This window comes from Herminiimonas arsenitoxidans (assembly GCF_900130075.1).
GTDB lineage: Bacteria > Pseudomonadota > Gammaproteobacteria > Burkholderiales > Burkholderiaceae_D > Oxalicibacterium > Oxalicibacterium arsenitoxidans.
On record NZ_LT671418.1, the window covers coordinates 1447682 to 1470420 of the forward strand.

Below are 22739 nucleotides of genomic sequence, written 5' to 3' on the forward strand. Positions count from 1 at the left end.
TGGCCATTGCTAGGACGGTGCTCAACACCTCTACAAGTGACTACACTTCCGCGCCCGGCGGCAATGCGTTTAACGGTCCGCGCCTTGCGCAAAACTTGGTTGCCGGGACAATCGCGAACACGACGCAGATTCACGGCGGTTCTGAAACACGTCCGAACAACGTTGCATATCACCCGCGCATTCATGCGTAAGGTGTCTGCTCCACTGCAAATGCGAGGGCGCTGGGTAGCGGACAGCTCGATGCCTTCCGGGCTCATATTCACGGCACTCCAAACGTGCTTAAAGCAGGGAGCGTGTACTCGACTGGCGCGACAGCGGCTGGCATGTCTCTTTCCACACAGACAGAGGCCGCCGGTGGCGCTGAAACGCGCAGCGTCAACGTCGCTTATCACCCGCGCATTCATGCGTAGGCTGTCTGCCCCACTGCAAATGCGAGAGCGCTTGGTAGCAAGCAGCTCGACGCCTATAAGTTGCATAAGCACGACGCGTGGTCGCGAGGAAACAATACAAGTGCTGGTGGTAGTACCTACCTTTCTCCTTCTGACGTTGTCAGCCCAACGCCAGCAAAAAACTCTCTTTCTATTGAGCCTTCTGGCGGCGCGGAAACGAGAGGCGTCAACGTCGCCTACCATCCGCGCATCCATGCTTAACGTGTCAGTGTCACTGCAAATGCGAGAGACTTGGGAAGTAGGCAGCTGCAGCAAGTTCAGTCTCACGGTCACAGTCTCGAAGTCAACGCTTCCGCTGGCGGCGGCGCTCGCCTCGCCTCTGGTACAGGAACGACTGGGAGCGGAACCCTTCCGGTCAACGCTTTTGGTGGCGCCGAAACGCGCCCGAGAAACACCGCATACCACCCGCGCATCCATGCGTAAGCTGTCTGCCCCACTGCAAATGCGAGAGCGCTCGGTAGCAAACAGGCCGACGCGCTTAAGGCTCACTCCCATGCCAACGTCGGAGGCAAAGATGGTCCGGCTGGCGGCGCGAATAGTTACGCCGGCAGCAGTTCGGGCGCAACTGGCAGCACTGGCGGCGCAGAGACGCGAGGCGTCAACGTCGCTTACCACCCTAGAATCCATGCGTAGAGTGTCCGCTCCACTGCAAATGCGAGAACGATGGGCAGCGTGCGCTTGGATGCTCTTCAGGGCCATCATCACTCGGCTCGTGCCGCTAGCTCTGTCGGCGGGGACGACAACCGGCACTGGCCCGGCGGTACCGGCGCGGCCACTACTGGTCTTGCTTGGAACATTACGGGCCCGATCAGCGATGGAATCAATGGCGCGCCGAGGCTTGGCAAAGAAACTCGCCCGGTTAGCGTCGCTTACCACCCGCGCATCCATGCCTAAGCTACGCATGAATGCGCGGGTGGTAAGCCGTGTTTCTCGGACGGGTCTCAGTTCCACCTGTCGCTTGAGTGGCACCGCTAACAACGACCTGACCCAAAGCACCAGTGCCGGCTTGAGCGGTCGAGTTCGCTTCAATGCTGGTGTGGGCGTGGGACTTAAGATCTTCAACTTGCCTACTCCCAAGCGCCCTTGCATTTGCAGTGGGGCAGACAGGCTAGGCATGGATGCGCGGGTGATAGGCCGTACTTTTAGGGGCCGTCTCAGCTCCGAGCCTTGGAGCGCCATTAGATCCATCGGATATTGCCGTTTTGATGAACGCTTCCGTGTTGGACTTGAGCGTGTTGCCACTGGTGGCAGGCCAGTTGCCGGGACCGGCCACCACGTTATTGATTTGCCGGTCGTTTGTGACCGTAGTGAAATGCGCGTGCCAGTGACCTTGAAGCGTGTCGCCTTTGGAGGAGCCGAGGGTTCGCGCATTTGCAGTGTCAGCGTCAGTTCCGGTATATCGCCAGAACATATTGCGCAAATCAGGCGCTCTGAAATAGGTCGCGTCCACGTCAACAAAGTAGTGAGCGCCAATGTTTGCGTCCCATACGGCTTGGGTAACCACTAAGCCATTTTCCTGCGCGTATGCCCATACCCGCGCGTAAGCAGCTTTAGGCAACAAACCGCCTACGCCGTCAAATTCACTGGCCAGTGGTGTTGCCGTATGCCCTTGGAGAGGCCGCCCGCAAAGCGGCGATCGGTAACCCGTGTAATACGCGGATGCTGACCAAATCCAGACCTCGCCGGCTTCGGCCACCGTGATCGGCCCCACGTTCGCGCCAGGCAGTGCCGAGATAGATGCAACCCGCGTGTACCGTGCATCAGCGGCCGCTTGCGACATCGCTTGCGATGGAACGATAGAGCTGATGTAAAACTTGTTGGTTGCCGGATCGCGTGTCGCGGTGATCATTGCGCCAGCCGTCACGTCGCCGACCGCTAGTGCCGAGCCATCGCTACGCACCAGGGTCAATGCGCCGCCGCCGGCATTTAACGTTGGCGCAACTATCGTGCTGGTGTTGGCTGCCTTGAATTGCACTTCGATCGCTTTAGCCGGGTATGCCGTGATCGGTGGGTCCATCGCGACCACATAGGCATTTGCGGCACCAGTGTCGATTGCGTAGTCGCCAACGCGCGCCTCGATCAGTTTATTGAGTGACCGCGTAAACCAGTCAAAATCATTGTCGGCCGGTACCGCTTCACCAGCGGCTTCCCGCGTCCGTGCCAATGCTTCTTGTACGTGATTGAAGAACAGCGCGCTACCGTAGGTGGCGTCAGCCATGCCAGGTACGGACGCCTTGAAGCCGTCCTTGCCGGCACCGAACAGGTCAATCGCGCGGTTTGATGTATTGATGCGTTTCATTGGTTATGCCTCATAGTTGAATATCAAATCACCGTCGGCCGGCTGCAGCTTGAGGAACAAGCATTCCAGCGGCCCTTGCTTGTATGCGTCGATAGGGTCTTCACATGACGACTCAGCGGTGAATTTCCGATAGACGGTTTGTTGTCCTGGCACATTGACGCGCCACGCAAAACGGTCCGACTCCGACAACAACTGCGCCTCGCAACTCATCTCGCAGTTCCAGGGCTTGAACGACGTGATGGTTACGTCGGTGTAGCCAAGCGCTGCCGCCAGCGATAAAAAGTAGTCACGGGAAATGCCGCCCGTTTCGGCAACCTTTGCCGCCAGTCGTAGCCGGCGGTCAACAATCGTGTCGGCCGCTTTGCGGCATTCATCCGGCAGACCGTAGACGCGTTCGTGGTCTTCCAATAAATAGCTGGCCGAACGCGGGTCCAGTTCGCGCGGCAGCGCGGCGACATCCTCTGCAAACCTGTCAAGCTGCGCGCCTTCCGCCTCGACCAATACGGTCAACCGCTCGTCGGCGCGCTCGTAAGCAACGGGCGGCAGCAGCAGCTTGAATAGGTCGGCGTGCTTATCCATCAGGACTCGGTCAGGGTGACGGCGCCGAGCTTGCCGATCTGGACGTGTGTTGCGTCGACCAGCGTCGTGACGTTGGCCGCCGGTTCGCTCACGGTGTAATCAATCACGCCCGGAATGTTGGTGAAGATGCTGCGGATGCGCGCGAGGTAGATCGTGTCGCCTGGCTTCAGCGTACTGAAGTACTCGGCCAGTGCCGCCTCTGCCAAAGCGAGAACGGACGACAGCAATACGTCGTCGCGTAAGACCAGAGACGCGGTCACCGCGATGACGATTTGTTCAGGGCCGACTATCATGCGATCGCCGTACGGCGGTGCCTTACCGTCCACATAGGCGGCTACCGCTATACGCAGTGACTCAGTCGGCGGCTCGCCGTTGGACATGACCGCAATATCCACCGTGCCGGAGCCGCGACGTTTTGGGTAACACCAGGCCGCAGTTACGCCAGGCACTTCCATCGCCCAGCGCACGTGGTCGGTAGTATTGCCTCCGGCTGGCGGGCTGCGCAAAAACTCCAGTACGCGCGACAATAATTTGGTGACGGATTCCGCAGGCGCGCCGCCGCCCATCTCAAGCAAAGTCGCGTTAGCGTCAATACCCGGTGGCGCTTCCTGCAGCGTGCACGGCATGTTGTTTGGTTGATTGCCTATCACGCCCGCGTTAAGTGCTTTGGCGGCTACCGTGGCGTGCCCGGTGCCGTCTATCGTGCCGATCGCGGTCGTGCGGTACTGATTGCCGTCTGAAACCGCAGCAATAGTCCCCGCAGGAATTTCTGCGTCGACGACGCCGGTTAAGGCGATAGCGCCGATTGCATTTGAATCCAGCACGATCGGAATGTTGCGCGCCCTGGCGAACCGCTGCAAGTTGTCCAGGTCGGCGGTGTCCGGGAAGATTTGATTGACGCCCCAGCCCATGTATTGGTACAGGCCTTCGACAGCGCTAGCGATCCCGCTCGATCGGATGTAGTTATCCGATGCCTCGCCCGTATCCATGTCGGGGTCGAGATTACGCATACCGGCGAGCATGTCGTCACGGATTTGCGGGAGTTTGCGTAGTGGGAATGGCATCAGGCGACCTTCACGAAATCTTTGAAGATGCCGACCAGGCGATTGTGTTGAAACACTTCGGCGGCCAGATATAGGCGGCCGTCATGATTCCACTCCGCTATGACATTGATCTTGTCGGCACGCTTTGAATCAAGCAGCGGCTGCAATGCCTGCTCGGTGTATTGGATTGCCAGTGTCTTGTTGCGCTCAAGGTCTTTAACGCGCCGCAGCGTGTGCAGTTTGCTGCCCAGCTTTTTATCGAGCGCGTAGCCACCGAGCGGCGTCGTGATGCGAAAATAGATCTCGTTGCTGAGATCTATAATGCGCGTGCCGTCGTAGCCGCCAGTCTGTGGGTCAATGCGAGAATCCATGAGCGGATTCTCCCCGCGCGCGTGAGGCGCGGTAACTAAAACGTTTTAGTTATTACGCCTGCGGAGGATCGGTGATGTCGCCGTTTTCAGGATGGCGGTGTTCGCCAAGAGAAATGTCACCGGAGCTGATGTCGCCTTCAGCGTGAAGACCGCCCGCCAGAGTCGATGCATCCGCCGCTGCGGACGTGACCGACAGGGTCAACGATTTTGCTTGCTCAGCGACCGCCAGATTGTGCGTCATGTTCACAATCGGTGTGTCGAAATTTACCGAAGTTGCTACCTTGAAGTTGAGAACGTCGCATGTGATCTCCATGATTTTGCCGTTACGCAAAACGACCGAGTTCGCTACGCCGTCATTCTCATTGAATATCGCGCATTCGCCGTCTTGCAAGTCGGCGATAAACAGTGCGCCGTTACTCATGGCCACAACGACGCTGTTAGCGCTCCTGCCGTTCATAGGTAAGATGACCGCGTCCATGCTGGCTAGCGGCATGGCGCGATAGCCCGGCATCTGGAAATGCTCGGTGCTATTGAACGGCTCACCTTTTAACCCGTCCAGTTGCAGCACGATCACGCGCTTGCCGCCGACCGCGCGTTTGACTTTGCCCTTCAGTGCAGAACGCACGCTGTTAAGAGCAGAGCCGATCATTTCCTTGATGCGTTTGCTGTCCATTATTTACTGTCCACGTAATGGCCTTTTTTCTTGCCGGAATCCTTGCGTCGGCTTGCTTTGACGAACGGAATGTTCAGCAGCCAGACACTGTCAGGTACGAAATAGAGGTCAGTCCCGCGCGCGCCGGCCTTGTTTAAAGTGAAAACGCGTCGCGTCAGAAAATACACAGCGTTGATTCCGTGCGGCTCCGACAGGATGTGCACGCGCATACCTGGCGCCCACGGTGGGTTGCCGCCGTCGCTCTTTATAACGCGATGGCCTTCAACCTTGATCGCTATACGCTCCCGCGCAAGACGTCCATCCGCCATCAATTTATTAGCGCGGCGCGTCGCCAGCTCGTCTGAGTCGCAGTTGCCGTCAACCACAACTTTCGGGCGATACACCGGCATGGTGTCGTCTTTGGCCACGCCCTTGATGTTGTGCTGGCCAGCGTCGCCGTCGCCCGATGATTGACCGAGTACTGTTATTTCAGAGTAGCTATCCTTGATGCTGCGCGTGCGCTGCAAACTCTGGATGTTGTTGCCTTTGGCGTTAGGCCGGAACCGCATCACCAGATGCGCGACTGGCGGCGTTGTGTAGTCTGGCGCGCCAATAATCAATTTGCCGTCTGGCGAAAACCACGGCCATACCTGGTTCACTTCACAGGCCGATTGCAACCATTCCCAGACGCTTTGTCCCGGCTCGGTTTGTACCTTCTTTTGCGGCGAGGCGGGTTTAGCCTGGTACACCACATCCTTGATACCAAGCTGCGCCACGGCCTTGGTGACCACTTGTTTCAATGTGGCCTGCTGCATAGACATGATCGGCGCTGAGCAGTCCAGCAAAAAGCTGGCGCGATCGCGTCCGGACAATTCCATTGTGCGAGAGGTCTTGTTAAGAGGTTCGTCCACGTCGTCAACCAAGCCGGTCATGATCAAGTCACTGCCCAGCATGATGCGCGCTTCAGCCCCTTCATAAATATTGTCCGGGCTGGCGGCGTTGGCATCGATTGCGCAGGTGAGGCTCCAGGCGTCGGCGGGCGTCATCAAATCGCTATCGATCCGATATCCCTGCCAAGCCTGATGCGCCTTGCCGCCGATTAATACGCTGACGGGGTCGAGTCGGTCGTTCATACAGCGTAAGCCCGTAACGTGCTGCCGAGGCGAATGAAGTTCGGGTTGGTAATTTGTGGGTTCAGACGCAGCAGCTCGTCGGCCCGCGCGTAGTCGTCAAACCAAATGTGCGCCAGCAAATGCAGATTGCCTGGCGTTTCCACCACGCGGTCGATCAACGGCGGCTTGGCCATGATCAGCTTCTCGGCCGCGTCAGACACGGACAACGCAAGACGCTTGAGCGGCTCCGTGATCGGGCGCGATTGAACGATGTCCGGGTAGGTGGCCACGACAAGTGCGATCGCAACGTTGAGCGCGGTACGCGTGTCGGCCGCTACGGTCTCGATATCGTTCGGCGTCAATACGTCAGCGTCGAGCGCGCGGTCGAACAACTGCGCCGCGCAGCCGGCCACTGCCACTGCTTGCTGCACACAGACATGCGTCACCAGGACCGGGTCAGTAGCGGCCACATCGGTCACCGGAATAAGCGGCCGCTGAATGTCCGCAACCGGGCCGGACCAGACCGAGCCTATGCCGTTGTACGCAATCGAATCGTCGCTGCTACTGCCGAGACGCAAGTCCATCGGCGAGAACAGCGCTTTGATTCGTGACACCATGCCGCCAGTGAGTTCATCGACAAACGCGGTCGGGTTGGCCAGATAGTGCAGACCGGACACGACGAACTCCCGCGCGTCGAGCGCCAGAGACGCATAGTCCTGCAACTTATCCATCACGCCTAGCAGGTCAGACGAAAGCTGCTCGCGCAAAAGCGCCGGCAAGCTTTTGCTCAATATGTCCCGCACAAAGCGTTCGCCTGCGGCCAGCGTCGTTTCATCAGCGGCTTGGTTGATGGCCTCGATGGTTTGGATCGGCAGCACGCGGTCGAACAAGATTCCGCCCAGGCTGTTTTCCAGAAACTCCAGTGTGAAGCGGCACTGATCGGGTTCGGTAGCTTCGTGCGGGAAGCCGGCGCGCACGAACTGCGCCTCTATCACGCCAAAGATCGGGTGCACCAATGTGCCGGAGTCGGCCTCATCGAGCTTTGCAATCAGCGTCTGGAGTTCAGCCTCGTAGTTGTCGCCGTAGATAATGGACGTGATGTAGGTACGGCGGCCAAACCGGCCAAGGTCTTTTGTGTTTGCGCCGTCAACGTACGCGTATTCGTCTGCCACCACCGAGCGCGCAATGTCATCGAATATGCGTACTACCGGAAATTCAATGCCCTTGAACGATGCAGGCAGAAGGAGTTTTTCCCAGGACAAAATCTTCTCCTATTGACGGCGCGAATCGCGGCCGTTGGCTTTGTTGACCGCTGCGGCCACGGGTTCGGCGTCGATATGAACCTCGATTGGACGATCGTTCATCTTCGCGATCTCGGCGATCATTTTTTCAAGTAGCGCTTGTTGGCGATCGCGCTGTTTCTCAAGACCGGCCGCCATTGTAGGATCGCCCGCTTTTACAGTATTAATGCGACGTTCAAGCTGCTCGATTTCCAGCTTGTAGCGGCGTGCGTTGGCTTCTTTTCCAGATTGCGACTCCTGCCATTTTTTGCCGGCGTAAAGCGCTACGAGTGGCGCGGCCACAACGGCAACCGCTGCGGCTGTCGTGGCAACGGACGCGCCGGCTGCCACAGCGGTTCCGGTTGTTACGGCTTTGCCTGGCAATGTGCTCATGAAGTCGGACGCCTTACGCGGGCCGCCCATGCCGGCGGGCCAGTTCGTTACCATCACCGGCATGCCGGCCTTGCCAGCCGCGCCAAGAATCTTGTCCATCGGGCCGCTACCGCCGCCAGTAACGCGCTTCCACAACAAGCGGCCAGCGACAAGTGCGGCCGCTCCTGCGCCGATGGCAGTTCCTGGATTTTCAGCGGCCCAGCCTGTCACCGAAGCGCCAGCCGAAACCGCAGACTGCGCGCCGTCTGATACTTGCCCCTTGGCCTTGGTGATTTCCATCTGTTTGAACTTGCCGTAATTGCTGGCCATGATCTCGGCTTTATCACGTCCGACCATGTCATCCAGCGCGGCCTTATCGCCTTCAACCATCGCGGCTTGAATTTCCGAGTGATATTTCATCATCTGCCGCCAGAACTTCTTGGTGTACATGTCACGGAAGCCGGCCTTATCAAGCTTGAACGGGTCTTCAAGGCCTTTCTCTTTCATCTCAGCGGCCAAGTCCATTGCGCCTTGTACTCCGCCTTCTCCGTAGAACTTGCCACCTGGCATATATTTTTTGACGTCGATGCCGGCTTTGCTTAAACCCTTGACGTAACGCTCACTGGTGATGTGGCCAAGACCGTGCTCCATGAAAGTCGCGACTTCGCCTGGCTGAGTCGATGGCGCAAGTTTCATTTGAATCTGCGTCATTGCGCCGGTGAAATTTAAGCCCTTCATACCTGTGATGCCGACACTGGCCACGCTGTTCAGATACTTCGGCGCTTCCATCGCCATCGGTGCCGCCTCATAGCGGCCGCTCTTGGCGTGATACAGCAGCATGTTGTGCGCGTCCTTGATGTCCTTAGGGTCAAGGTTCAGCTTGTCCTGCAGATCGAAGTCGAGGTTTGCGATTTGTTCGACGGTCGAGCGGAACGCTACTGCGGCTCGCGCGGCTTCATCGATCGACGGCTTGATTTTGTCGAGCTTCATACCGGCCTTGGCAAAGGCGTTCATCCCTTCCGCCATTTCATTAGGCAGCGCCATGTTCCCGGAGGCGGCGTCGATGGCAAGCCGGCGCATCGCTGCCGCCTCCTTCACCGTCATTTGCGCGGTCTGCTTCATGTCCAGGAGCGTTTTCTCGAACTCCAGATTGCGGCGCAATGCGTCGGTCAGGAGCGAATAGCCACCGGCCGCGACGGCCAGCTTGCTGATCATCGAAAAGCCGTTCATGTGGTGATAGGCGTTTTTAAAACTTTGCCCGATACGATTGGCGTAGCCGACCGTATTGTTGGCAAAGGTGGCGACATCGCGGCTGCCAGCGCGAAGAGTCGATGCAAGCTGACTCCCGTTGGCGGTCAACTGCATCTGCAAACTCATCGACTGGTTCACTGGTGTACCCTGTGGTTATGACCTACTTGATTATTGTGATGGCGCTGGCGATGGCCGCCCCACTTGTTATCCGCGTCTGCGGCGTTGCAATCCTTTGCGCACTTTTTTTGATGGCGGGACTGGGTCGTTTATTCGCCGTGATGCTCGACGTGTCTGCCCGTCTCCTTGATCTTCTTCACCTGCGGCTTCGCTGATCGCGATCCCGAGGATAAAGAGCCACTGGCCTTCTGTGAGATCGATAGCTGGTCGGCCAAAGAAACTATGAGCTTTCTCAGCCCATCGCCACTTAAAGCGATCAACCGTGGCGTCGCGGGATTTTTTTTTACTTCTTCCAAAAGCTCTTCAAATTCCGCTTCGGTCAAGTTACGGCCGGATGGTGAAAACGTGCGTTCGTGATCCAGGTACTTTTCGCTGATCAAGTCGCGGTCAGCGCGTATCAGAATCGACCGGGCTTCGTCGGCGTCCTTGAACGCCGGCGCTTTGGTTTCCGGGTCGAGCGCGGCCAACGTGATGAGCTGCAGTGCCTTCTCAGCTTCAAAGGTGTCTGCAGTAGACATCGTCAATTCGGTTTCATGCTTGATCAGCATCGCGTCGGCCGCCAGCGCGGCGATCTGATGGTCCTGCTCAGTCAGAACGCGCAACGCGAGCTCGACGCCGTTAACGGTCACCGGTGCGGTGGCGTCACGGCCTAGCTTCAATCGTTCAATCAAAGATAAGGTCATGATCAAACTACCTGCAAGTCCAGCGCGTGCAGACTGATGGAGCGGACGGCTTCTTTGCCGACGGTGTAGGCTGATCCGACTTCTTCAGTGGTGCAACCTGTGTAAATTTCGCGCTTGCCGCCTACACCGCATGCCGGGTAAATCGTCATGGTGGCATTGCGCATCTTGATCCAGTCCGGCTCCGACTTGTCGAGCGGGATCGCCGCTTCAATCTTCAGGGCAATCTCGATAACCCCACACGAAGAGCCCAACGCGCGGCGCTTGCTGTTCATCGTTTGCACCGTTTTGTTGCCGGTCTTAACGTTCGGTGTGACGGAGACGACGTCATATTCTTGGCCGTCAATTTCCAGAACGATGGTGCCGCAATAATCTTTGTTCTTGATACCCATGCTGTGTGCCTCTTAAATTTGATAATCGGTCGGTGTGTCTAACTGGCGGCGCTTTACAGCAGCAGGTCGAAACGTTCGGCGATGATGTGCAAGTTGTTCACGACGTCGACCGGGATGCGTTCATTGACACGGCTAACGTCCTGCAGGTCGCGCTCAACGATGTAGTCGTCCAGGTTGTCATCAACGGCCTCGATGATTTCCAAATCTTCGAGCATCTTCAGCAGCACAATGCCGCGATCGCGCATTGCCGCAATGCGGCGGTCCGTAATTTTGCCGCCGAGGTATGTACGAGCGCGGTCTTCGATAAACACCTTGGCCACATACTTCATCGTGCGCGGCGTGGTGATATCCAGCCATGCGACATCCGGTACCGCAGCGGCGTTAACCGTGTAGGTAGTGACAGCGCGAACAATCTGCACGCGCTCACCGGGGCCAACACTCAACGGTGCGAGGCCGTTGTAGAGCGCGCTTTCTTCTTCAGTACGCGAGGTGCGATCAATCACCAGCGGCACCGCAATGCCTTTGACTTCGACGTTGTCGTAACCGAGCGCCGGATCTTCGTTCGCGGCGATCACGGCGGCGTAAGCGGCCGCAATCTCCATCGTTGGCGTGGTGGTGTTACGGCACCAAGGATTGTTGATGAAGCCGTGGCCGATTGAAGCAGACAAAGCCATCGCGGTCGCAAAAGAACCGTTTGACCCGACAAAGCCAAGAGCCCAGCGTTTCTCGGCCGGGTCGCTAACGGCGTCAATGTGGTTGCGCAATGCCACTACGTTCGGCGCGTCTTTGTAAGCGATCACAACCTGGTCATGCCCGCCAATGAAAGCGGCGGTCAAGGCGGCGGTGATATCAGGATCAATCGTGCCTGGCACTTGCGCGCCGACAGACAACGTAATGCCTGGCGTTGTGCCCGCAACCGTCACCTTGAAGGCGTTGGCCACGGTGCCTTTGTTCTTCGCCTCAATCGTGGCAACGCCTGCTTCGTTTTCCGCAGAAAATGCCAGCTCGGGGCGGCTGGTGATGGCGGTGACAATCGCCGCAGCAATCGTCGTAGGCGTGTCGGTGGTAGCGGTAGCGACCTCGATGATGTCGTCATTCAACGCCAGGCTGAATACGCCGCCGGCCGTTGGTACGCCGGCGACGGTGATAGGCCAGCTCGCGGCGACACCAGCGGCGTCAGCCAGCGCCATGATCGAGATGTTCGAGTACTTGTTGGCCTTCAGCGTCTTCAATACCATGCGGTGAATCTGCGAGCCGTAGCCGCACAGTTGCGCCGCCTCGACGTCCGAGAACACATTGGTCAGCGTCAGCGCGGCCAGTGATCCGGCCGCAGTTTTCTGGCCGATGATCAACGTGGTTTGACGATTGCCCGGCAAGCCGCGCGTCGCCATGCGGATGTTGAACTCTGCCAGCACGCTAGGCTTGCGATTGCTGGAGCCGATTTTTTCAAATGCAATGTTTTGAGAAGCCATGATTGATGTGCTTTCGCTATACGTAAAAAGGTTTTACTAATTTGCCCTGGCTAAATCAGCCGGCGCTTTTCTTTGCGGCGCGTTCTGCGGCGGCGATGGCCTTCTGTTCAGCGGCAAGCTGCTGCTCGGCTGCGACTGCGGCCGCCGCTGCTGCTTCCTCCGCTTTTGCGCGTGCCTCCGTGAATTCCTTCTCGGTCCGTTCAACCAGGTCACCGTCCGATATCGCCTTGCGGTAATAGTGGCTGGCCTTGACAGGCTCGATGTCTGTGCCAGTGATGTAGACACGCGGGTTGCCTTCTTTTGGAACCTTCAAACCGGTTGTCGCTTGTACGTACATAAGAATGCTCATGGTTTCCTCTATGGATTAGGTGCGTGTTCGGTTAATGCCGTAAGGTCGGCGGTGTCGTCGCCAGGCTTGATATAAAAAGTCTGACCGGTGCGTAGCCATTCGTGGGCGGGTGAAACAATTTCCGGCACACCGCCATTGGCGCATTCAGGCAAAGCGGCTTCCCATACGAACGAACATTCAAAGCCGACAGCCAGAATGCTTTCTGATTTCGCCCCGTCCGATTTGCGCGAGACAAACAGCGTGTCGATCTTGGTGTGCGTCAGTGCGCGGTGCATCGGCATACCGAGGCTTTGATTTTCAAGCAGCGCAATCATGTCTTCGGCCAACTGATAGCTGCCGACCTCATGCGCGCTGCCTTGACGCCGTGACCGCTCGTTACGGGCGTTACGTGTGCAGACATACAGCACGAGATTGACGGTGCACAGTCGGTCACGTTCGCCGAATGCTTTCTCGGTCTTCATGTTGACGAACGAGACAAATACGGCCGGAAATTTAAAAGTCGCCTGGGCGCTGTCGTCGATCTGGCCGCCGTATGAGTCAATCGTTGGCAGGCTGTAAGGCAGCGCCGGCTTCAGCAGCTCGATGCGCGCAACAACCGCGTCTTCGAGTTCGCCGATCACTTTAGGCGACCCATGTAGTCATGCAATCTGTCTGAAGTGAACATTCGGCCCGCGCCTTCAGACTCAGCTTCGCCTGCGGTCAGGCTGTCAGGCTGCAGACCTTGGCCGCCGCTAGCGATGCCGTCACCACTTTGCGCGCAGAGGATGATCTTGCCCGACATGATCATTTTCAAATTGCCGTCCGCTTCCTTGTATCGATCCTTGACCTCATCGGTAGCGGTAACGCCGCTCGATCCAGTCATGCGATACCGGGCGATATCCATGCAGAGTTGTTTCAAAAAGGTCGCCACCGCTGGCGTGTTGATTACCAACGGCAGCGCACAACGCTGGCCGGCCGAGAAATCAATCTGGTCCGACGCGCTGTCTAGTGCAAGCTGCACCTTTGCAAGGTCGACGTCGCCCGTGTCGTCAGGGTCAGCGATCGCGAGCATTTCGCGTTCACCGTACTGAGCGATCATGTCTTGGGGCGTTGCGTACGTCATGTTGATTTCCTTGAAGTTAGGTGCTGCTTATTGATCGTGCTTGACGTCTCGCCTCACGGCTGCCTGACATCTTGCGTCTGCCCCACGTAGTCGGCACTACGCGGCATGTCCATCACGTTTTCGTTTATTTCTTTGCTGCGGTCTTGCCGCCGACAGCAACTGGCTCTACTGCGACTTCGTCCGGTACGCGGATCGCTTTGATACCCACCAGAATTTCGCCTTCGGTATCGTCCATCGTGATTGGCGTACCTTCAGGCAGCGTGGTGAACTCACCTTTTTCTTTACCTGGTACTTTCAGCGGGGTGACGACCACGTAATTTTTATTAGCCATGATTTTTCCTTCAATGCGTTATTGGGTTGCCGATCGGCGGCCCCGACAATTCGAGGCCGCCTTTAGCTCTTCGGGCGGTGGGCTATTTCTTAGAACGCGTTTTGGATCAAGTAACCGGCGCCTGCGCCGGCAATGACCGGGACGCGCTCATGCTTCACGCCATAGACCCATGAATCGCGGTTTTCATCGCGGTATGGTTGCTTGACGTTCGGGTGGCCCTTGAGCTGGTATGTGTAGCCGAAAGACGGCGCGCGCAGCGTGCGGAAATTCGTCGGCACGTATGCCAGCACGATGTCATTGCCCCACACGTCAACCAGTGTCGAAGCGTCTGGCGAGTAGACCGCGTTGCCTTCGACAACTGTTTCGACTTCAAAGTAGTTAGCCAGCGCTTGCGCAGTAACCGATTGTGAGCTGGTGAACTTCAGACGATCACGAACATCCGCGTGACGGTCCAGCTTCGAGATGCCCATAGGCGGCAGGATCATGACGTTAGGCTTTTTGCCGGTCGATGCGCGGATTGCGGCAATACCCGCCGTGACGTCCAATTTCGGGGTGCTTGTCGTCGCGCTCCAAAGCGTGGCGCCAGACAACGCGACCTTGTTAGACGCCGCGTAGTTTGCAGCGTTACGAGCCGTCATTGCGCGTTGATATTCCAGGCGCAGTTGCATCGAGTCGAACACCAGGCCCACGGCTTCCTGCGACAAGCTGATACCTGGCACAACGGATGCGTCACGATCGTTTTCGTCTGGCACCAGCGCCTCGAGCCCGTGGTTTTCTACGGCGTAAGGCTTGCCCAAGTAGCCGAACTCCATACGAGCAGTACTGCTGCCTGGAGCACGCTGCGTGGCGTACAACATAAAACCTTCTTTGCCGAATTCGATAACTTGGCCGCCGGAAGCGCTTACGTCAACGTTTGGAAACAGCAGTTGACCGACATATTCGTTGTTGGTGTAGCCGCGAACGAAGGTGGATAAAATTGGGTCAATGACCCGCACTTGCTGGTTATTCATCATGAGACTGCTCTCCTAAATTACTGTGATTGAAATTGCGTTTGATCCGCGAGCCGGGCCGCGTTATACGGCCGGGGTCAGCAAGACTTCGACAAACTGCCCTGCGGCACTCGCTGATTCGCCTGGCACCAAACGGCCCAGGCAAGCTGCGGCGGTACCGCCGACAATTGCGCGGCCCACGCCGTCCGCAATAACGTATTTGGTGCCGACAGGAATTGCCGCGCCGGCTTCCATTGGCGTAGTGCCGATCACGTCGACCGGCACCACATCACCGATAGCGCCGGATGTGTTGGCCACGCCGTAAATGTCTGCCGCCGCGTGTGCACCGGCTGCCGTGACCGCGCGGTGTGCGATCAAGGCCGCGCTGGCGATCACTGATTTGGTAAGTAACGAAATTCCCTGTTTGCTCATGTCCTGCTCCTGTTCGTTGAAATGGTTTGAAACTATTCCGCGATTAGGCTGCGGCTTCGACTGCGGTTGCGGCGGCGATAAACGAAGTACCTGGATGCGCGTCCATGTAGGCGTTGATCTTGCCCAGTTGCAGCAGTCCTTCTTGATCGACCTCTTGGCCAGCCGGCGCGGCGAATTCGGCAACGCCTGCGCCGTCACCACCGGCCTTGCTGACGCGGCTGAATTCCACTTGCTTCGGTTGTACGCTCAAGAATTCTTTAAACAGCGCCGCGCCTGTCTTGCCGTGGTGCTCGGTGCCTTCAGCAAAATCTGCGACTTGATCGGCGGCGTCCAGTTGGGCGATGATTTCCACCACCGCATCTTTGTGAGCCGGCAGCAGCAAGCCGCCGGCCACAAGCGTTTCAGCAAAATCTGCGTGCTGAGTTTTCTTTAACGCTGCCAGCTGCTTTACTAATTCGGCTTCGCGGGTTGCGACCGTTTGTTCGCGCGCTTCGAGCGCTTTTTGTGCTTCAGTAGTCACTTGATTCTCCTGTTGAATAATTGGGGCTGCAAAGGAGCGAACGGTGTCGCCCTCGATTTCATCGCGGGTGGCGCTGGACTCCAGCGATTCGATATCCCAGTTCGGCAATACGCGATCTGTTTTTTCAACGCCGAAGGTTTCAATCATGAATTCACGCAGGCTGCGGAACATGCGAACGACCAGGCGATCTTCATACGCAAAGTCTGCGATGCCTTCTTCGCCTTCTGAAAATTCAACCGATGCCAAGCCTTTGACGGCCGGCGCGACGCCGCCGAGAAAGCCGATATGGCGGATGTAGTGTTTGCCTGGTGACGGGTTGCCTGCGGCGTCTGGCTCATAGATCGATGCCGAGACCTTTGGGTAATGCTTGTCGGCGACGGCTTGTGCAAACTCTGGCGCTACGTCCGCGCCTTCGGCACACAACACACCGGCATCGTTGATAAACAGCCTGGCGGCGTGGCCGTATCGCGGCGAGGTGAGCTTCGGGTGGCCGACAACAAACGGCGCGTCCGCAAGCTTCGGATCGTAGGAAGCGGCCATATCGGCGACATCGGCGGCGGTGTACGTGTACCGCTTGCCGTTCATCGCGACATAACTGCCTGGCTTGAAAATCTCGATTGGCTTGGTAGCCGGGGTTGTTTTGGTATCCATGCAGCGCAGTATCCGCATCGCGCGACGCCGAACTTACTAAAACGTTTTAGTAATTGCGAAGGCGCTTTCGCATCTGCGGCTGCAAGGAAATTAGGGAGAAGTCGGGCGAATCTTTCTGATTCTCAAGAAAGTGCCGAGGAGTAAGGCATGTGTTGCGATTTACAACCGTTTATAAACGCCGCAGGCGACGTTCAATTTAATTTTGCGCGGCTTCTTAGGTCGAGCGCTGCTTAAACGCCTTAGAAGCCGTTTTATTCGGTCGCGAATAAATTCTGTTGGCGCTTTGCGCGTTCGTAATTGCCGACCTTGGTAACGATCTGCCGGATGCGCATTTCGGTAAGGCCGTATTTTCGCACGAGGATGTGGAAGTTGTCGCCCTTGAAGTCCTTATAAATTTCTTGTTCGCGCAGGCTTGCTTCGTAATGCACGCCTTTCGGCAAATACAAACCAACGCCGCCGATATTCTTGCGGACGTGTTCGCTAACCGACATGGCGATCTCGGCCGCGTCCTGGTGCTGAAGCTTGATCTTCGGGTGCACCTTCAGATGCGAGTACACCTCACGCGCGATATCGGCCAGCAACTCTGGGTAGGAATCGTCGATCATCAACGAGCTGGTATCAGACATTTGTTTTCTCCTTCTTCTCTACGCGGGCAATCCATTTTTTCAAACTCTCGATAACCGTCTGAGACTGAAAACTGTTCACGAATGCGAAGTCCGATTTCTTCGTCATGCGCTCGACATAGGCGCGGACCGCGTGGTCGGTATCGTGCGCGATCGCGCCGAGCTTGTGCAGCTCTGTCCACAGCACGCGCACCTTGCGATACTCCGCATCGTTGGCGCTCTTGTTGGCCGGGCTACTCTTTACCTTGAAGCCGCACGCCTTGAAGTGGTCGAGCACCTTCTTGCGGCCGGTCCAGTCCAGATCGGTCGCCGACTTCACGCGCGCCAACGCCCACAGCAGATCGCGGTAGGCGCTGTCTTCCATGTTCAACTCGCGCTGCGCGATCTTGATCAAACGGATCTCGCGCTTCTTGATGTCGTCGGCGTTGGCGGGTTTCATTGATCGCCCTCAGTGACAAGCTCGATTTCTTTTGGCGCAACGACGAATGTCATTCCGTCGCTGCGGCCTTCATGCGACACACCGATCGAGTAGGCGAGTTCTCCACTGAATAACTTTCTAACGATCACAATGTCACCGACCTCGGCGCAAACGCCTCCAGGTGTATCGCCGCTTGGGTATTCGACGATAACTTCAAGCACTCGCACCTTTTGCCCTACTTGGAAGTTATGTTTCATGCGCCGATCCGTTTCTGTTCGGCTTGGCCACCGACGCCGCGATTGAGTTCGGCATTGCGGCCGGAAGCGCGGCCGGCTTCTACAGCGTCCCAATCTTTGTCGCGCAGATTTCTATCGGCGTTGCGGTCCCGCGTTGCCAGTTGTTTCAGCGCTGGATAAGTCCTGGTCAAATATGCCGCGATGGCAGGCGCGTCATTCTCGGCTCCCGAAAATGCGGACAGCTTCGCTTCCACAGCATGAACCCACGCGTCGCAGAACAGATCAGCACGACGTGTGCGGCTGGCCGGCACCAAGCGCTTGCATTCCCGCTTGGCGAATTCCGAACGGCTTTTCTTGACCTGCCGCAGCAATACCTCAAACGCGTATTTTGCGACTTGAGGATTCGCGCCTACGCCGATGAATTTCCAGTAGCCGCTTTGGAAGTCACTCGTGAAAACAATCTGGCAGCCGAATGCGTCCGACGTTAAATTTGCCAGCGCGCACTCCCACGCGACCGGCTTGGCGCGGGCGCCGGATTTTGCTGCGGCTTCCGACACGCTGAAGGCCAGCAGGTCAGTCGCGTCCAGCCGATGCTGACGCATGAGCGCTTGTGCCTGGCGCAATGCGGTTGCGGCCTCGTGTTCGTTGGCTGACTTCGACAGACGCAGGCACTTGAGGATTTTAGCCAGGGCGGATTCTTTATCCATGATTGTGCTCGGTAAGGCCGACCTTTTTATTGGCGTCAACGATATGGCTCGACGATAGAAACGGTTGAAAGGCGCGGCTGATGCAATCTAAAACATCGGCGACACATGTCGGTTCAAACTGTTTGAACGCGGCCTTGATAGCCGCTTGAAGCGGTGTCAATGGGCGTTCGGCACCGTCCGCAATAGTCGCGTCAATGAACGCCCGAAACAACAGCGCCTCACGTGCATAGTCGACTGCAGGAGAATTGGCACTGTCATAGTTACGCACTTCGTCAATCGCCTCAAGCGCCTCTAATCCGGTCAGCACTTCATTGGAAGGAATACGGCCGATGAAAAGCCCGGAGCGCGGAAAGTTGTTTTCGATATCCTGGTTGATCAAGAAACGCAGGCGTTCGGCATCGATCTTATTGGCGTCAATGATTTCGTTATTTTTCATGTCAGTGTTTGGTAGCATAAACGGGAATCGGATTCCAGCCGATCAGCAGGCCTTTGAAAGGCAGTGTGTGTTGGCTCTCGAAGTAGCGCATGAATTGCGACGCGTCCGTGAAGCCGTCATTGCGCGCGAGTTGCTCGATCTCATACTGCTCCAGCGGACGGCCACCGAGCAGGACGTGATACACGTTGCCGGCACTTGGCTGAATCATGATCTCGGTGGCGTACTGGCAAGGCTCTGCGGCCAGTAGGCGGACGGACTTGGTGCGCAGGCCGTAATACAGATGCAGCGTGTCGCCTGGCTCCGGGTCTTTGCCGTCAGTACGGAACGCACGGATCGTGTGCGGTTTCTGTCCGGCTTCGATCATCGGCACGAACGGCGATTGGAAATTCAGCAGGCGGATCATTGCGATTTCTCCCCGGTCAAGCCGCTCATGACTGCGTCCGTAAGTGCCGATCGTTCGCCGACCAAGCGCAGGTCGGCGACATTAACTTTGTGACGCGCGCCGGATTTGGTTTTGACGATGGCAATGTCGTCGCTCATTTCCAGCACCGTGCCGGTACGCGTTGAGAAGTTGATATTGCACGACCGGGCGCGGGTCACTTCCTTGTACCAGGTGAACGTGACCGCATCGCCGACGGCAATTTGTTTTGCGCCGGTCATTGCGTGGCCTCTTGCTCGAAAGGCTCGATGACAAAATCTTCGACACCAGTCACGATGCTGATGCCAGCGATCCCGCGCACCGCGTCCTGCTCGTTGAGAATGGCGTCCTTGTTGATCTCATCCTTGGTACGGACGAAGCGGCCCAGCGCCAGTTTCTTGAGTGTTTCGATCACGCTGTCGGCACCGCGAATCGTGACCGACGGCGGGCGCTGTCGCCACATGATGTTGCCGGTGATGAGGTTGGCCGACTTGGTCTTACCGCTGTTGGTCAGCTTGTCACGGTTGGCTTCGCACCATACTTGCACGCCGCTCTGCATCGATACCAGGCGTTCCTGCTTGGGCGCGATCAGCTCCTGGTACTTCTGCGTTACTGCCGCGATCTCGTCATTCATGTTGGCGGTCAGGCGCGATACATCGCGGCCGACTTCACCAATCAAGCGAATTGTCGACGCGGCGTCATCCTGTGATTGCGCAACCCATTGTGATGCGGCTGCTTTCATACGTTGTTTGCTGGCCATGCTGATTTCCTTAAACGGTTGGTGGTGATGGATTAAGTGAGCGCGATGAATGCGCGAAGTGCTCTGGATTGATCGGCCGCCAGTTCGACTGTGCGGTTGTTGGCGGACAGCGAAATATTTCCTGCCTTCCACTCTGTAATCTGGAAACCGCCGACTGACAGCGACGACATAACATCGTCGTCAAGCTTGACGATGTCACCGGCGACGGGAGATTTCGGGCCGGCAAAGCGAGGGATTTCGACCTGGTCTTTTTGCGTCGATCCGGGTTCGCGCCAGCCCAGATAAGTCGGGTTGAGGCTGTAGACCATTTTCTTGCCGCCGCCAGACGCGGGAACCTTAGCGGCAAGGAGCTGGCCCTTGTTGGCCAGATCGTTGAGATGGCTCTGAATACGATCTACGTCGATGCCAGTTTCGCTTTCGATCTCGTCTGCGGTAATGCCAGGGCGTATTTTCGCCAGGTGCAGAATGGTTTCGGTTGTCGTTTGCATGTTGTTGCCTTAGGTGTTGAGGTGAAGCTGGCCGAGCAATTCCGGCAGCGTGGTTTTTCGCATACGCGATGCGACATGAAGTTGGTGCAGGCCGTGCTGTTCGAGCAGCTTGCAAGTGGCGTCTACTTCTTCCGGCGTCTCTGCGATGAAGTAGCCGATCTCTGGGCTGCCGCAAACAGCGATCGCGTTCTCGCGTAGCTTCAGCACCATTGCGCGGACCGTGCGCGGCTTGACGCCAAGCTGGCTGGCCAAGGCCGGGCCGCCGATACTGTTACTGCCACCGATGTGACTGCGTGACAGGATTTCTAGCAACTGGTGATGGCCAGCGGCGCGCATTAGGCGGCGCTCCGTGCCGACGAAATACCCGCGTCGACAGGCAGGTAGAGCATCGCCGGGTCGATGACGCCGGTGTCGAGAAGCAGCACCACCAGCAAACCGCCAATGGCCACGGCCCACATCAGGCGATAAGCGACGTTTTCCTCCGGCGAATACTTTGCGCGCAGGCGCCCGAATAATTTCAAATAGCGCAGATCGTGTTTGGCGCGAACGCATGACCAGCGATAACGTAGCGCGTGGAACTTGCGATATGTACGGCCGCGCAGACGCTGGAACATCATTTCAAAATCAAGTGTTGGTAACGGCATTTGAATTCCTTTCCCTGTATTGATGGCTGTTGCAGGTCGCGCTCATGAACACGTACCAGCCGTGCTTGCCACAAGTGCGTTCGGTTTTGTCCTGGCGTTCATTGCGCGCGCGCTTCTCGAACTTGCAGTTGCCGCAAATCGGTGTGGCTTGGCGAAATGCCACTACGCTCTGGCCGTTTTGAATGGACGACATCGTTAATCTCCCGTCACAAAATGAATTGCCAGTAAAAAAAGGCCCATGCCGGCGTCGCCAAAAAACAGCAAGGCGAGACCGGCGATGCCGAATACGATCACACGGCCTCCATGACGAGTTCGGCGGTGACCTTTGGCTCCGCGATCGCGGCGGCGTTGTTCATGGCGCGCGCGATCAGGTTGTTGACAACCAGCGGGTAGCAGATGGATTTGGTTTCGTTAGGACGGCCGCGTGCCGACTGTGTCAATTTGGAGCGGATCGCGTCCACTGCGTCAGCATCGAATACATCGAGCAGCTTCTTGCCGACTCGCTGCAGCTTGTGCGTGATGTAACCTTCCAGGTGGCGGTCAAGCGGCTCCAGTTGGACGATCTCGCAGCGCTGCGCCACCTCTCGAACTTCCGGGCTGTGCGCAGAAAGTTTGATGCCCAGCTCCGGCTGGCCGATCAATTGGATGCCAAGCAGGCGGTGGAAGCCGTCTTTCAATTCGCGGAACCGTTTCAAGTGCTTGAGTGTTGCGGTCGGCAGGCAGTGCGCCTCTTCGATCAGCAGAACGTGGGTGTATCCGTTTTCACGCGATGACACCAGCAATCGGTGCAACTGCTCGAAGCGCGCTTGCGGCTGATTCTTTGGCGTCTCTGACGGGTCGATCGAGCGGATCAGATGCTCTGCAATTTGCGACGACTTGAGCGTCTTGCCTTTTTCATCGTTGACTTCCATTGCCAGCACGTACGGCTCGGCAACGATGACCTTTGCGCCTTCGCGCTTGATGCGATCTACCATCTCTTCGCGCAGTGTGCTTTTGCCGCTGCCGGACTCGCCGATCAGTGCGCAGAAGCCGCCGTTCTTGGCGACATCCCACATCGCCTCGCGGACATAGCGAATGTCAGGCGACAGGAACACGTCTTCGACGCTGTGCAAATCCTCGGCGAACGGGTTGGTGACAAGTCCGAAGTGCTTGCGCGCCTGCGGTGTGAGCGTTACGTTTTGCAATAACATGGTTTCCTCCGGTTCTGGCTGGGTTGGTTTCGGTGATTTCTTGCTTTTTATTTTTGGCGCTGCTTCGCCTTCAACAGGCTTTTTGAATGTCAATGCTTCGATGGTTTCCTCCGGTGTCGCGCCATAGAGGCCGAGGAACTCGACAATCTTTTCGCGGTAGATTTCTGGTTTGCGTTTTGGCCAGATGTCGTGCGTGACGATCAGCGAGATCGTGGCCGAACTGGCGACGCAGTAACGCGCCAGATCGTTCTGTGATTTGTTCAGTTTTTGCAGTAGTGCTTTCATTCGGGTTGCTCCTGAGTTAAGGCTGAGTTAC

The 22739-nt window shown here is 57.2% G+C and carries 32 protein-coding genes; 1 reads left to right on the plus strand and 31 read right to left on the minus strand.

The genetic code is table 11. The features are described from left to right. Positions 1-275 precede the first annotated feature (275 nt). Complete coding sequence (locus BQ6873_RS18335) at positions 276-410, plus strand: hypothetical protein (protein WP_269457233.1); 135 nt, start codon at positions 276-278, stop codon at positions 408-410. Positions 411-1557: 1147 nt separating this feature from the next. Here BQ6873_RS18335 and BQ6873_RS06800 read toward each other — a convergent pair. From BQ6873_RS06800 to BQ6873_RS06950, 31 genes are all read right to left on the minus strand, one after another. Beyond that, a complete protein-coding gene (locus tag BQ6873_RS06800; protein WP_076591970.1) occupies positions 1558-2748 on the minus strand; it encodes a hypothetical protein in 1191 nt (396 codons plus the stop codon). Positions 2749-2751: 3 nt separating this feature from the next. Continuing rightward, positions 2752-3327 (minus strand): YmfQ family protein, encoded by a 576-nt coding sequence (locus BQ6873_RS06805; protein WP_076591971.1) that lies wholly within the window; start codon positions 3325-3327, stop codon positions 2752-2754. After that, complete coding sequence (locus BQ6873_RS06810) at positions 3327-4391, minus strand: baseplate J/gp47 family protein (RefSeq protein WP_076591972.1); 1065 nt, start codon at positions 4389-4391, stop codon at positions 3327-3329. Before BQ6873_RS06810 ends, BQ6873_RS06805 begins: the two co-directional genes overlap by 1 nt. Next, the gene (locus tag BQ6873_RS06815; RefSeq protein WP_076591973.1) at positions 4391-4741 is read right to left on the minus strand and encodes a phage GP46 family protein; all 351 of its coding nucleotides are present in this window, start codon (positions 4739-4741) and stop codon (positions 4391-4393) included. The genes BQ6873_RS06810 and BQ6873_RS06815 overlap by 1 nt, the downstream gene beginning before the upstream one ends. Positions 4742-4793: 52 nt before the next feature. Further along, the gene (locus BQ6873_RS06820) at positions 4794-5414 is read right to left on the minus strand and encodes a phage baseplate assembly protein domain-containing protein (RefSeq protein WP_076591974.1); all 621 of its coding nucleotides are present in this window, start codon (positions 5412-5414) and stop codon (positions 4794-4796) included. Continuing rightward, on the minus strand, positions 5414-6526 hold the full coding sequence (locus tag BQ6873_RS06825) for a phage baseplate assembly protein (protein ID WP_076591975.1): 1113 nt from the start codon (positions 6524-6526) through the stop codon (positions 5414-5416). The genes BQ6873_RS06820 and BQ6873_RS06825 overlap by 1 nt, the downstream gene beginning before the upstream one ends. Continuing rightward, entirely contained in the window at positions 6523-7767 is a 1245-nt protein-coding gene (locus tag BQ6873_RS06830; RefSeq protein WP_076591976.1) for a DNA circularization protein, read from the minus strand. The genes BQ6873_RS06825 and BQ6873_RS06830 overlap by 4 nt, the downstream gene beginning before the upstream one ends. A gap of 9 nt (positions 7768-7776) precedes the next feature. After that, positions 7777-9522 carry a phage tail tape measure protein gene (locus BQ6873_RS06835; protein WP_157889140.1) on the minus strand — a complete coding sequence of 582 codons (1746 nt, stop codon included), beginning with the start codon at positions 9520-9522 and terminating at the stop codon, positions 7777-7779. A gap of 152 nt (positions 9523-9674) precedes the next feature. Beyond that, positions 9675-10268 (minus strand): hypothetical protein, encoded by a 594-nt coding sequence (locus BQ6873_RS06840; protein WP_076591978.1) that lies wholly within the window; start codon positions 10266-10268, stop codon positions 9675-9677. Positions 10269-10270: 2 nt separating this feature from the next. Then, positions 10271-10657, minus strand: coding sequence for a hypothetical protein (locus BQ6873_RS06845; protein WP_076591979.1), 387 nt, complete (start codon positions 10655-10657; stop codon positions 10271-10273). Between the two features lie 53 nt (positions 10658-10710). Then, positions 10711-12129 (minus strand): phage tail sheath subtilisin-like domain-containing protein, encoded by a 1419-nt coding sequence (locus tag BQ6873_RS06850; RefSeq protein WP_076591980.1) that lies wholly within the window; start codon positions 12127-12129, stop codon positions 10711-10713. Between the two features lie 55 nt (positions 12130-12184). Further along, on the minus strand, positions 12185-12478 hold the full coding sequence (locus BQ6873_RS06855) for a hypothetical protein (protein ID WP_157889141.1): 294 nt from the start codon (positions 12476-12478) through the stop codon (positions 12185-12187). An 8-nt stretch (positions 12479-12486) separates the two neighbouring features. Beyond that, positions 12487-13098 (minus strand): phage protein Gp37, encoded by a 612-nt coding sequence (locus BQ6873_RS06860; protein WP_076591982.1) that lies wholly within the window; start codon positions 13096-13098, stop codon positions 12487-12489. Beyond that, positions 13095-13580, minus strand: coding sequence for a gp436 family protein (locus BQ6873_RS06865; protein ID WP_076591983.1), 486 nt, complete (start codon positions 13578-13580; stop codon positions 13095-13097). The genes BQ6873_RS06860 and BQ6873_RS06865 overlap by 4 nt, the downstream gene beginning before the upstream one ends. A gap of 124 nt (positions 13581-13704) precedes the next feature. Next, positions 13705-13911, minus strand: coding sequence for a hypothetical protein (locus BQ6873_RS06870; RefSeq protein ID WP_076591984.1), 207 nt, complete (start codon positions 13909-13911; stop codon positions 13705-13707). An 89-nt stretch (positions 13912-14000) separates the two neighbouring features. Then, the gene (locus BQ6873_RS06875; RefSeq protein WP_076591985.1) at positions 14001-14924 is read right to left on the minus strand and encodes a major capsid protein; all 924 of its coding nucleotides are present in this window, start codon (positions 14922-14924) and stop codon (positions 14001-14003) included. Between the two features lie 60 nt (positions 14925-14984). Then, the gene (locus BQ6873_RS06880; protein ID WP_076591986.1) at positions 14985-15332 is read right to left on the minus strand and encodes a capsid cement protein; all 348 of its coding nucleotides are present in this window, start codon (positions 15330-15332) and stop codon (positions 14985-14987) included. Positions 15333-15375: 43 nt separating this feature from the next. Next, entirely contained in the window at positions 15376-16503 is a 1128-nt protein-coding gene (locus tag BQ6873_RS06885) for a hypothetical protein (RefSeq protein WP_076591987.1), read from the minus strand. A 251-nt stretch (positions 16504-16754) separates the two neighbouring features. After that, on the minus strand, positions 16755-17129 hold the full coding sequence (locus BQ6873_RS06890) for a Mor transcription activator family protein (protein WP_076591988.1): 375 nt from the start codon (positions 17127-17129) through the stop codon (positions 16755-16757). Then, the gene (locus BQ6873_RS06895; RefSeq protein ID WP_076591989.1) at positions 17122-17565 is read right to left on the minus strand and encodes a gp16 family protein; all 444 of its coding nucleotides are present in this window, start codon (positions 17563-17565) and stop codon (positions 17122-17124) included. Before BQ6873_RS06895 ends, BQ6873_RS06890 begins: the two co-directional genes overlap by 8 nt. Beyond that, positions 17562-17801: a hypothetical protein gene (locus tag BQ6873_RS06900; RefSeq protein WP_076591990.1), complete on the minus strand. Its 240-nt coding sequence runs from the start codon at positions 17799-17801 to the stop codon at positions 17562-17564. The genes BQ6873_RS06895 and BQ6873_RS06900 overlap by 4 nt, the downstream gene beginning before the upstream one ends. Then, positions 17798-18487, minus strand: a complete 690-nt coding sequence (locus BQ6873_RS06905) for a DUF2786 domain-containing protein (protein WP_076591991.1) — start codon at positions 18485-18487, stop codon at positions 17798-17800. The genes BQ6873_RS06900 and BQ6873_RS06905 overlap by 4 nt, the downstream gene beginning before the upstream one ends. After that, positions 18480-18923: a hypothetical protein gene (locus BQ6873_RS06910; protein WP_076591992.1), complete on the minus strand. Its 444-nt coding sequence runs from the start codon at positions 18921-18923 to the stop codon at positions 18480-18482. The genes BQ6873_RS06905 and BQ6873_RS06910 overlap by 8 nt, the downstream gene beginning before the upstream one ends. Position 18924: 1 nt before the next feature. Next, entirely contained in the window at positions 18925-19326 is a 402-nt protein-coding gene (locus tag BQ6873_RS06915; RefSeq protein ID WP_083664408.1) for a hypothetical protein, read from the minus strand. Further along, positions 19323-19583, minus strand: a complete 261-nt coding sequence (locus BQ6873_RS06920) for a hypothetical protein (RefSeq protein ID WP_076591993.1) — start codon at positions 19581-19583, stop codon at positions 19323-19325. Before BQ6873_RS06920 ends, BQ6873_RS06915 begins: the two co-directional genes overlap by 4 nt. Then, positions 19580-20101 carry a host-nuclease inhibitor Gam family protein gene (locus BQ6873_RS06925; protein ID WP_076591994.1) on the minus strand — a complete coding sequence of 174 codons (522 nt, stop codon included), beginning with the start codon at positions 20099-20101 and terminating at the stop codon, positions 19580-19582. The genes BQ6873_RS06920 and BQ6873_RS06925 overlap by 4 nt, the downstream gene beginning before the upstream one ends. Before the next feature lie 32 nt (positions 20102-20133). Continuing rightward, positions 20134-20589 carry a hypothetical protein gene (locus tag BQ6873_RS06930; RefSeq protein WP_076591995.1) on the minus strand — a complete coding sequence of 152 codons (456 nt, stop codon included), beginning with the start codon at positions 20587-20589 and terminating at the stop codon, positions 20134-20136. A gap of 9 nt (positions 20590-20598) precedes the next feature. Continuing rightward, positions 20599-20925, minus strand: a complete 327-nt coding sequence (locus BQ6873_RS06935; protein WP_076591996.1) for a hypothetical protein — start codon at positions 20923-20925, stop codon at positions 20599-20601. Then, a complete protein-coding gene (locus BQ6873_RS06940) occupies positions 20925-21233 on the minus strand; it encodes a hypothetical protein (RefSeq protein WP_076591997.1) in 309 nt (102 codons plus the stop codon). Before BQ6873_RS06940 ends, BQ6873_RS06935 begins: the two co-directional genes overlap by 1 nt. Continuing rightward, positions 21214-21426: a hypothetical protein gene (locus tag BQ6873_RS06945; RefSeq protein WP_076591998.1), complete on the minus strand. Its 213-nt coding sequence runs from the start codon at positions 21424-21426 to the stop codon at positions 21214-21216. The genes BQ6873_RS06940 and BQ6873_RS06945 overlap by 20 nt, the downstream gene beginning before the upstream one ends. A gap of 97 nt (positions 21427-21523) precedes the next feature. Continuing rightward, positions 21524-22708, minus strand: a complete 1185-nt coding sequence (locus tag BQ6873_RS06950; RefSeq protein WP_076591999.1) for an AAA family ATPase — start codon at positions 22706-22708, stop codon at positions 21524-21526. Positions 22709-22739 lie beyond the last annotated feature (31 nt).

What these genes read in the sequence shown, in the direction of transcription:
- BQ6873_RS06800 (WP_076591970.1), bottom strand. Translation starts at nt 2,748, where the DNA reads ATGAAACGCATCAATACATCAAACCGCGCGATTGACCTGTTCGGTGCC.
- BQ6873_RS06805 (WP_076591971.1), bottom strand. Translation starts at nt 3,327, where the DNA reads ATGGATAAGCACGCCGACCTATTCAAGCTGCTGCTGCCGCCCGTTGCT.
- BQ6873_RS06810 (WP_076591972.1), bottom strand. Translation starts at nt 4,391, where the DNA reads ATGCCATTCCCACTACGCAAACTCCCGCAAATCCGTGACGACATGCTC.
- BQ6873_RS06815 (WP_076591973.1), bottom strand. Translation starts at nt 4,741, where the DNA reads ATGGATTCTCGCATTGACCCACAGACTGGCGGCTACGACGGCACGCGC.
- BQ6873_RS06820 (WP_076591974.1), bottom strand. Translation starts at nt 5,414, where the DNA reads ATGGACAGCAAACGCATCAAGGAAATGATCGGCTCTGCTCTTAACAGC.
- BQ6873_RS06825 (WP_076591975.1), bottom strand. Translation starts at nt 6,526, where the DNA reads ATGAACGACCGACTCGACCCCGTCAGCGTATTAATCGGCGGCAAGGCG.
- BQ6873_RS06835 (WP_157889140.1), bottom strand. Translation starts at nt 9,522, where the DNA reads ATGCAGTTGACCGCCAACGGGAGTCAGCTTGCATCGACTCTTCGCGCT.
- BQ6873_RS06840 (WP_076591978.1), bottom strand. Translation starts at nt 10,268, where the DNA reads ATGACCTTATCTTTGATTGAACGATTGAAGCTAGGCCGTGACGCCACC.
- BQ6873_RS06845 (WP_076591979.1), bottom strand. Translation starts at nt 10,657, where the DNA reads ATGGGTATCAAGAACAAAGATTATTGCGGCACCATCGTTCTGGAAATT.
- BQ6873_RS06850 (WP_076591980.1), bottom strand. Translation starts at nt 12,129, where the DNA reads ATGGCTTCTCAAAACATTGCATTTGAAAAAATCGGCTCCAGCAATCGC.
- BQ6873_RS06855 (WP_157889141.1), bottom strand. Translation starts at nt 12,478, where the DNA reads ATGAGCATTCTTATGTACGTACAAGCGACAACCGGTTTGAAGGTTCCA.
- BQ6873_RS06865 (WP_076591983.1), bottom strand. Translation starts at nt 13,580, where the DNA reads ATGACGTACGCAACGCCCCAAGACATGATCGCTCAGTACGGTGAACGC.
- BQ6873_RS06870 (WP_076591984.1), bottom strand. Translation starts at nt 13,911, where the DNA reads ATGGCTAATAAAAATTACGTGGTCGTCACCCCGCTGAAAGTACCAGGT.
- BQ6873_RS06875 (WP_076591985.1), bottom strand. Translation starts at nt 14,924, where the DNA reads ATGATGAATAACCAGCAAGTGCGGGTCATTGACCCAATTTTATCCACC.
- BQ6873_RS06880 (WP_076591986.1), bottom strand. Translation starts at nt 15,332, where the DNA reads ATGAGCAAACAGGGAATTTCGTTACTTACCAAATCAGTGATCGCCAGC.
- BQ6873_RS06885 (WP_076591987.1), bottom strand. Translation starts at nt 16,503, where the DNA reads ATGGATACCAAAACAACCCCGGCTACCAAGCCAATCGAGATTTTCAAG.
- BQ6873_RS06890 (WP_076591988.1), bottom strand. Translation starts at nt 17,129, where the DNA reads ATGTCTGATACCAGCTCGTTGATGATCGACGATTCCTACCCAGAGTTG.
- BQ6873_RS06895 (WP_076591989.1), bottom strand. Translation starts at nt 17,565, where the DNA reads ATGAAACCCGCCAACGCCGACGACATCAAGAAGCGCGAGATCCGTTTG.
- BQ6873_RS06900 (WP_076591990.1), bottom strand. Translation starts at nt 17,801, where the DNA reads ATGAAACATAACTTCCAAGTAGGGCAAAAGGTGCGAGTGCTTGAAGTT.
- BQ6873_RS06905 (WP_076591991.1), bottom strand. Translation starts at nt 18,487, where the DNA reads ATGGATAAAGAATCCGCCCTGGCTAAAATCCTCAAGTGCCTGCGTCTG.
- BQ6873_RS06910 (WP_076591992.1), bottom strand. Translation starts at nt 18,923, where the DNA reads ATGAAAAATAACGAAATCATTGACGCCAATAAGATCGATGCCGAACGC.
- BQ6873_RS06915 (WP_083664408.1), bottom strand. Translation starts at nt 19,326, where the DNA reads ATGATCCGCCTGCTGAATTTCCAATCGCCGTTCGTGCCGATGATCGAA.
- BQ6873_RS06920 (WP_076591993.1), bottom strand. Translation starts at nt 19,583, where the DNA reads ATGACCGGCGCAAAACAAATTGCCGTCGGCGATGCGGTCACGTTCACC.
- BQ6873_RS06925 (WP_076591994.1), bottom strand. Translation starts at nt 20,101, where the DNA reads ATGGCCAGCAAACAACGTATGAAAGCAGCCGCATCACAATGGGTTGCG.
- BQ6873_RS06930 (WP_076591995.1), bottom strand. Translation starts at nt 20,589, where the DNA reads ATGCAAACGACAACCGAAACCATTCTGCACCTGGCGAAAATACGCCCT.
- BQ6873_RS06935 (WP_076591996.1), bottom strand. Translation starts at nt 20,925, where the DNA reads ATGCGCGCCGCTGGCCATCACCAGTTGCTAGAAATCCTGTCACGCAGT.
- BQ6873_RS06940 (WP_076591997.1), bottom strand. Translation starts at nt 21,233, where the DNA reads ATGCCGTTACCAACACTTGATTTTGAAATGATGTTCCAGCGTCTGCGC.
- BQ6873_RS06945 (WP_076591998.1), bottom strand. Translation starts at nt 21,426, where the DNA reads ATGTCGTCCATTCAAAACGGCCAGAGCGTAGTGGCATTTCGCCAAGCC.
- BQ6873_RS06950 (WP_076591999.1), bottom strand. Translation starts at nt 22,708, where the DNA reads ATGAAAGCACTACTGCAAAAACTGAACAAATCACAGAACGATCTGGCG.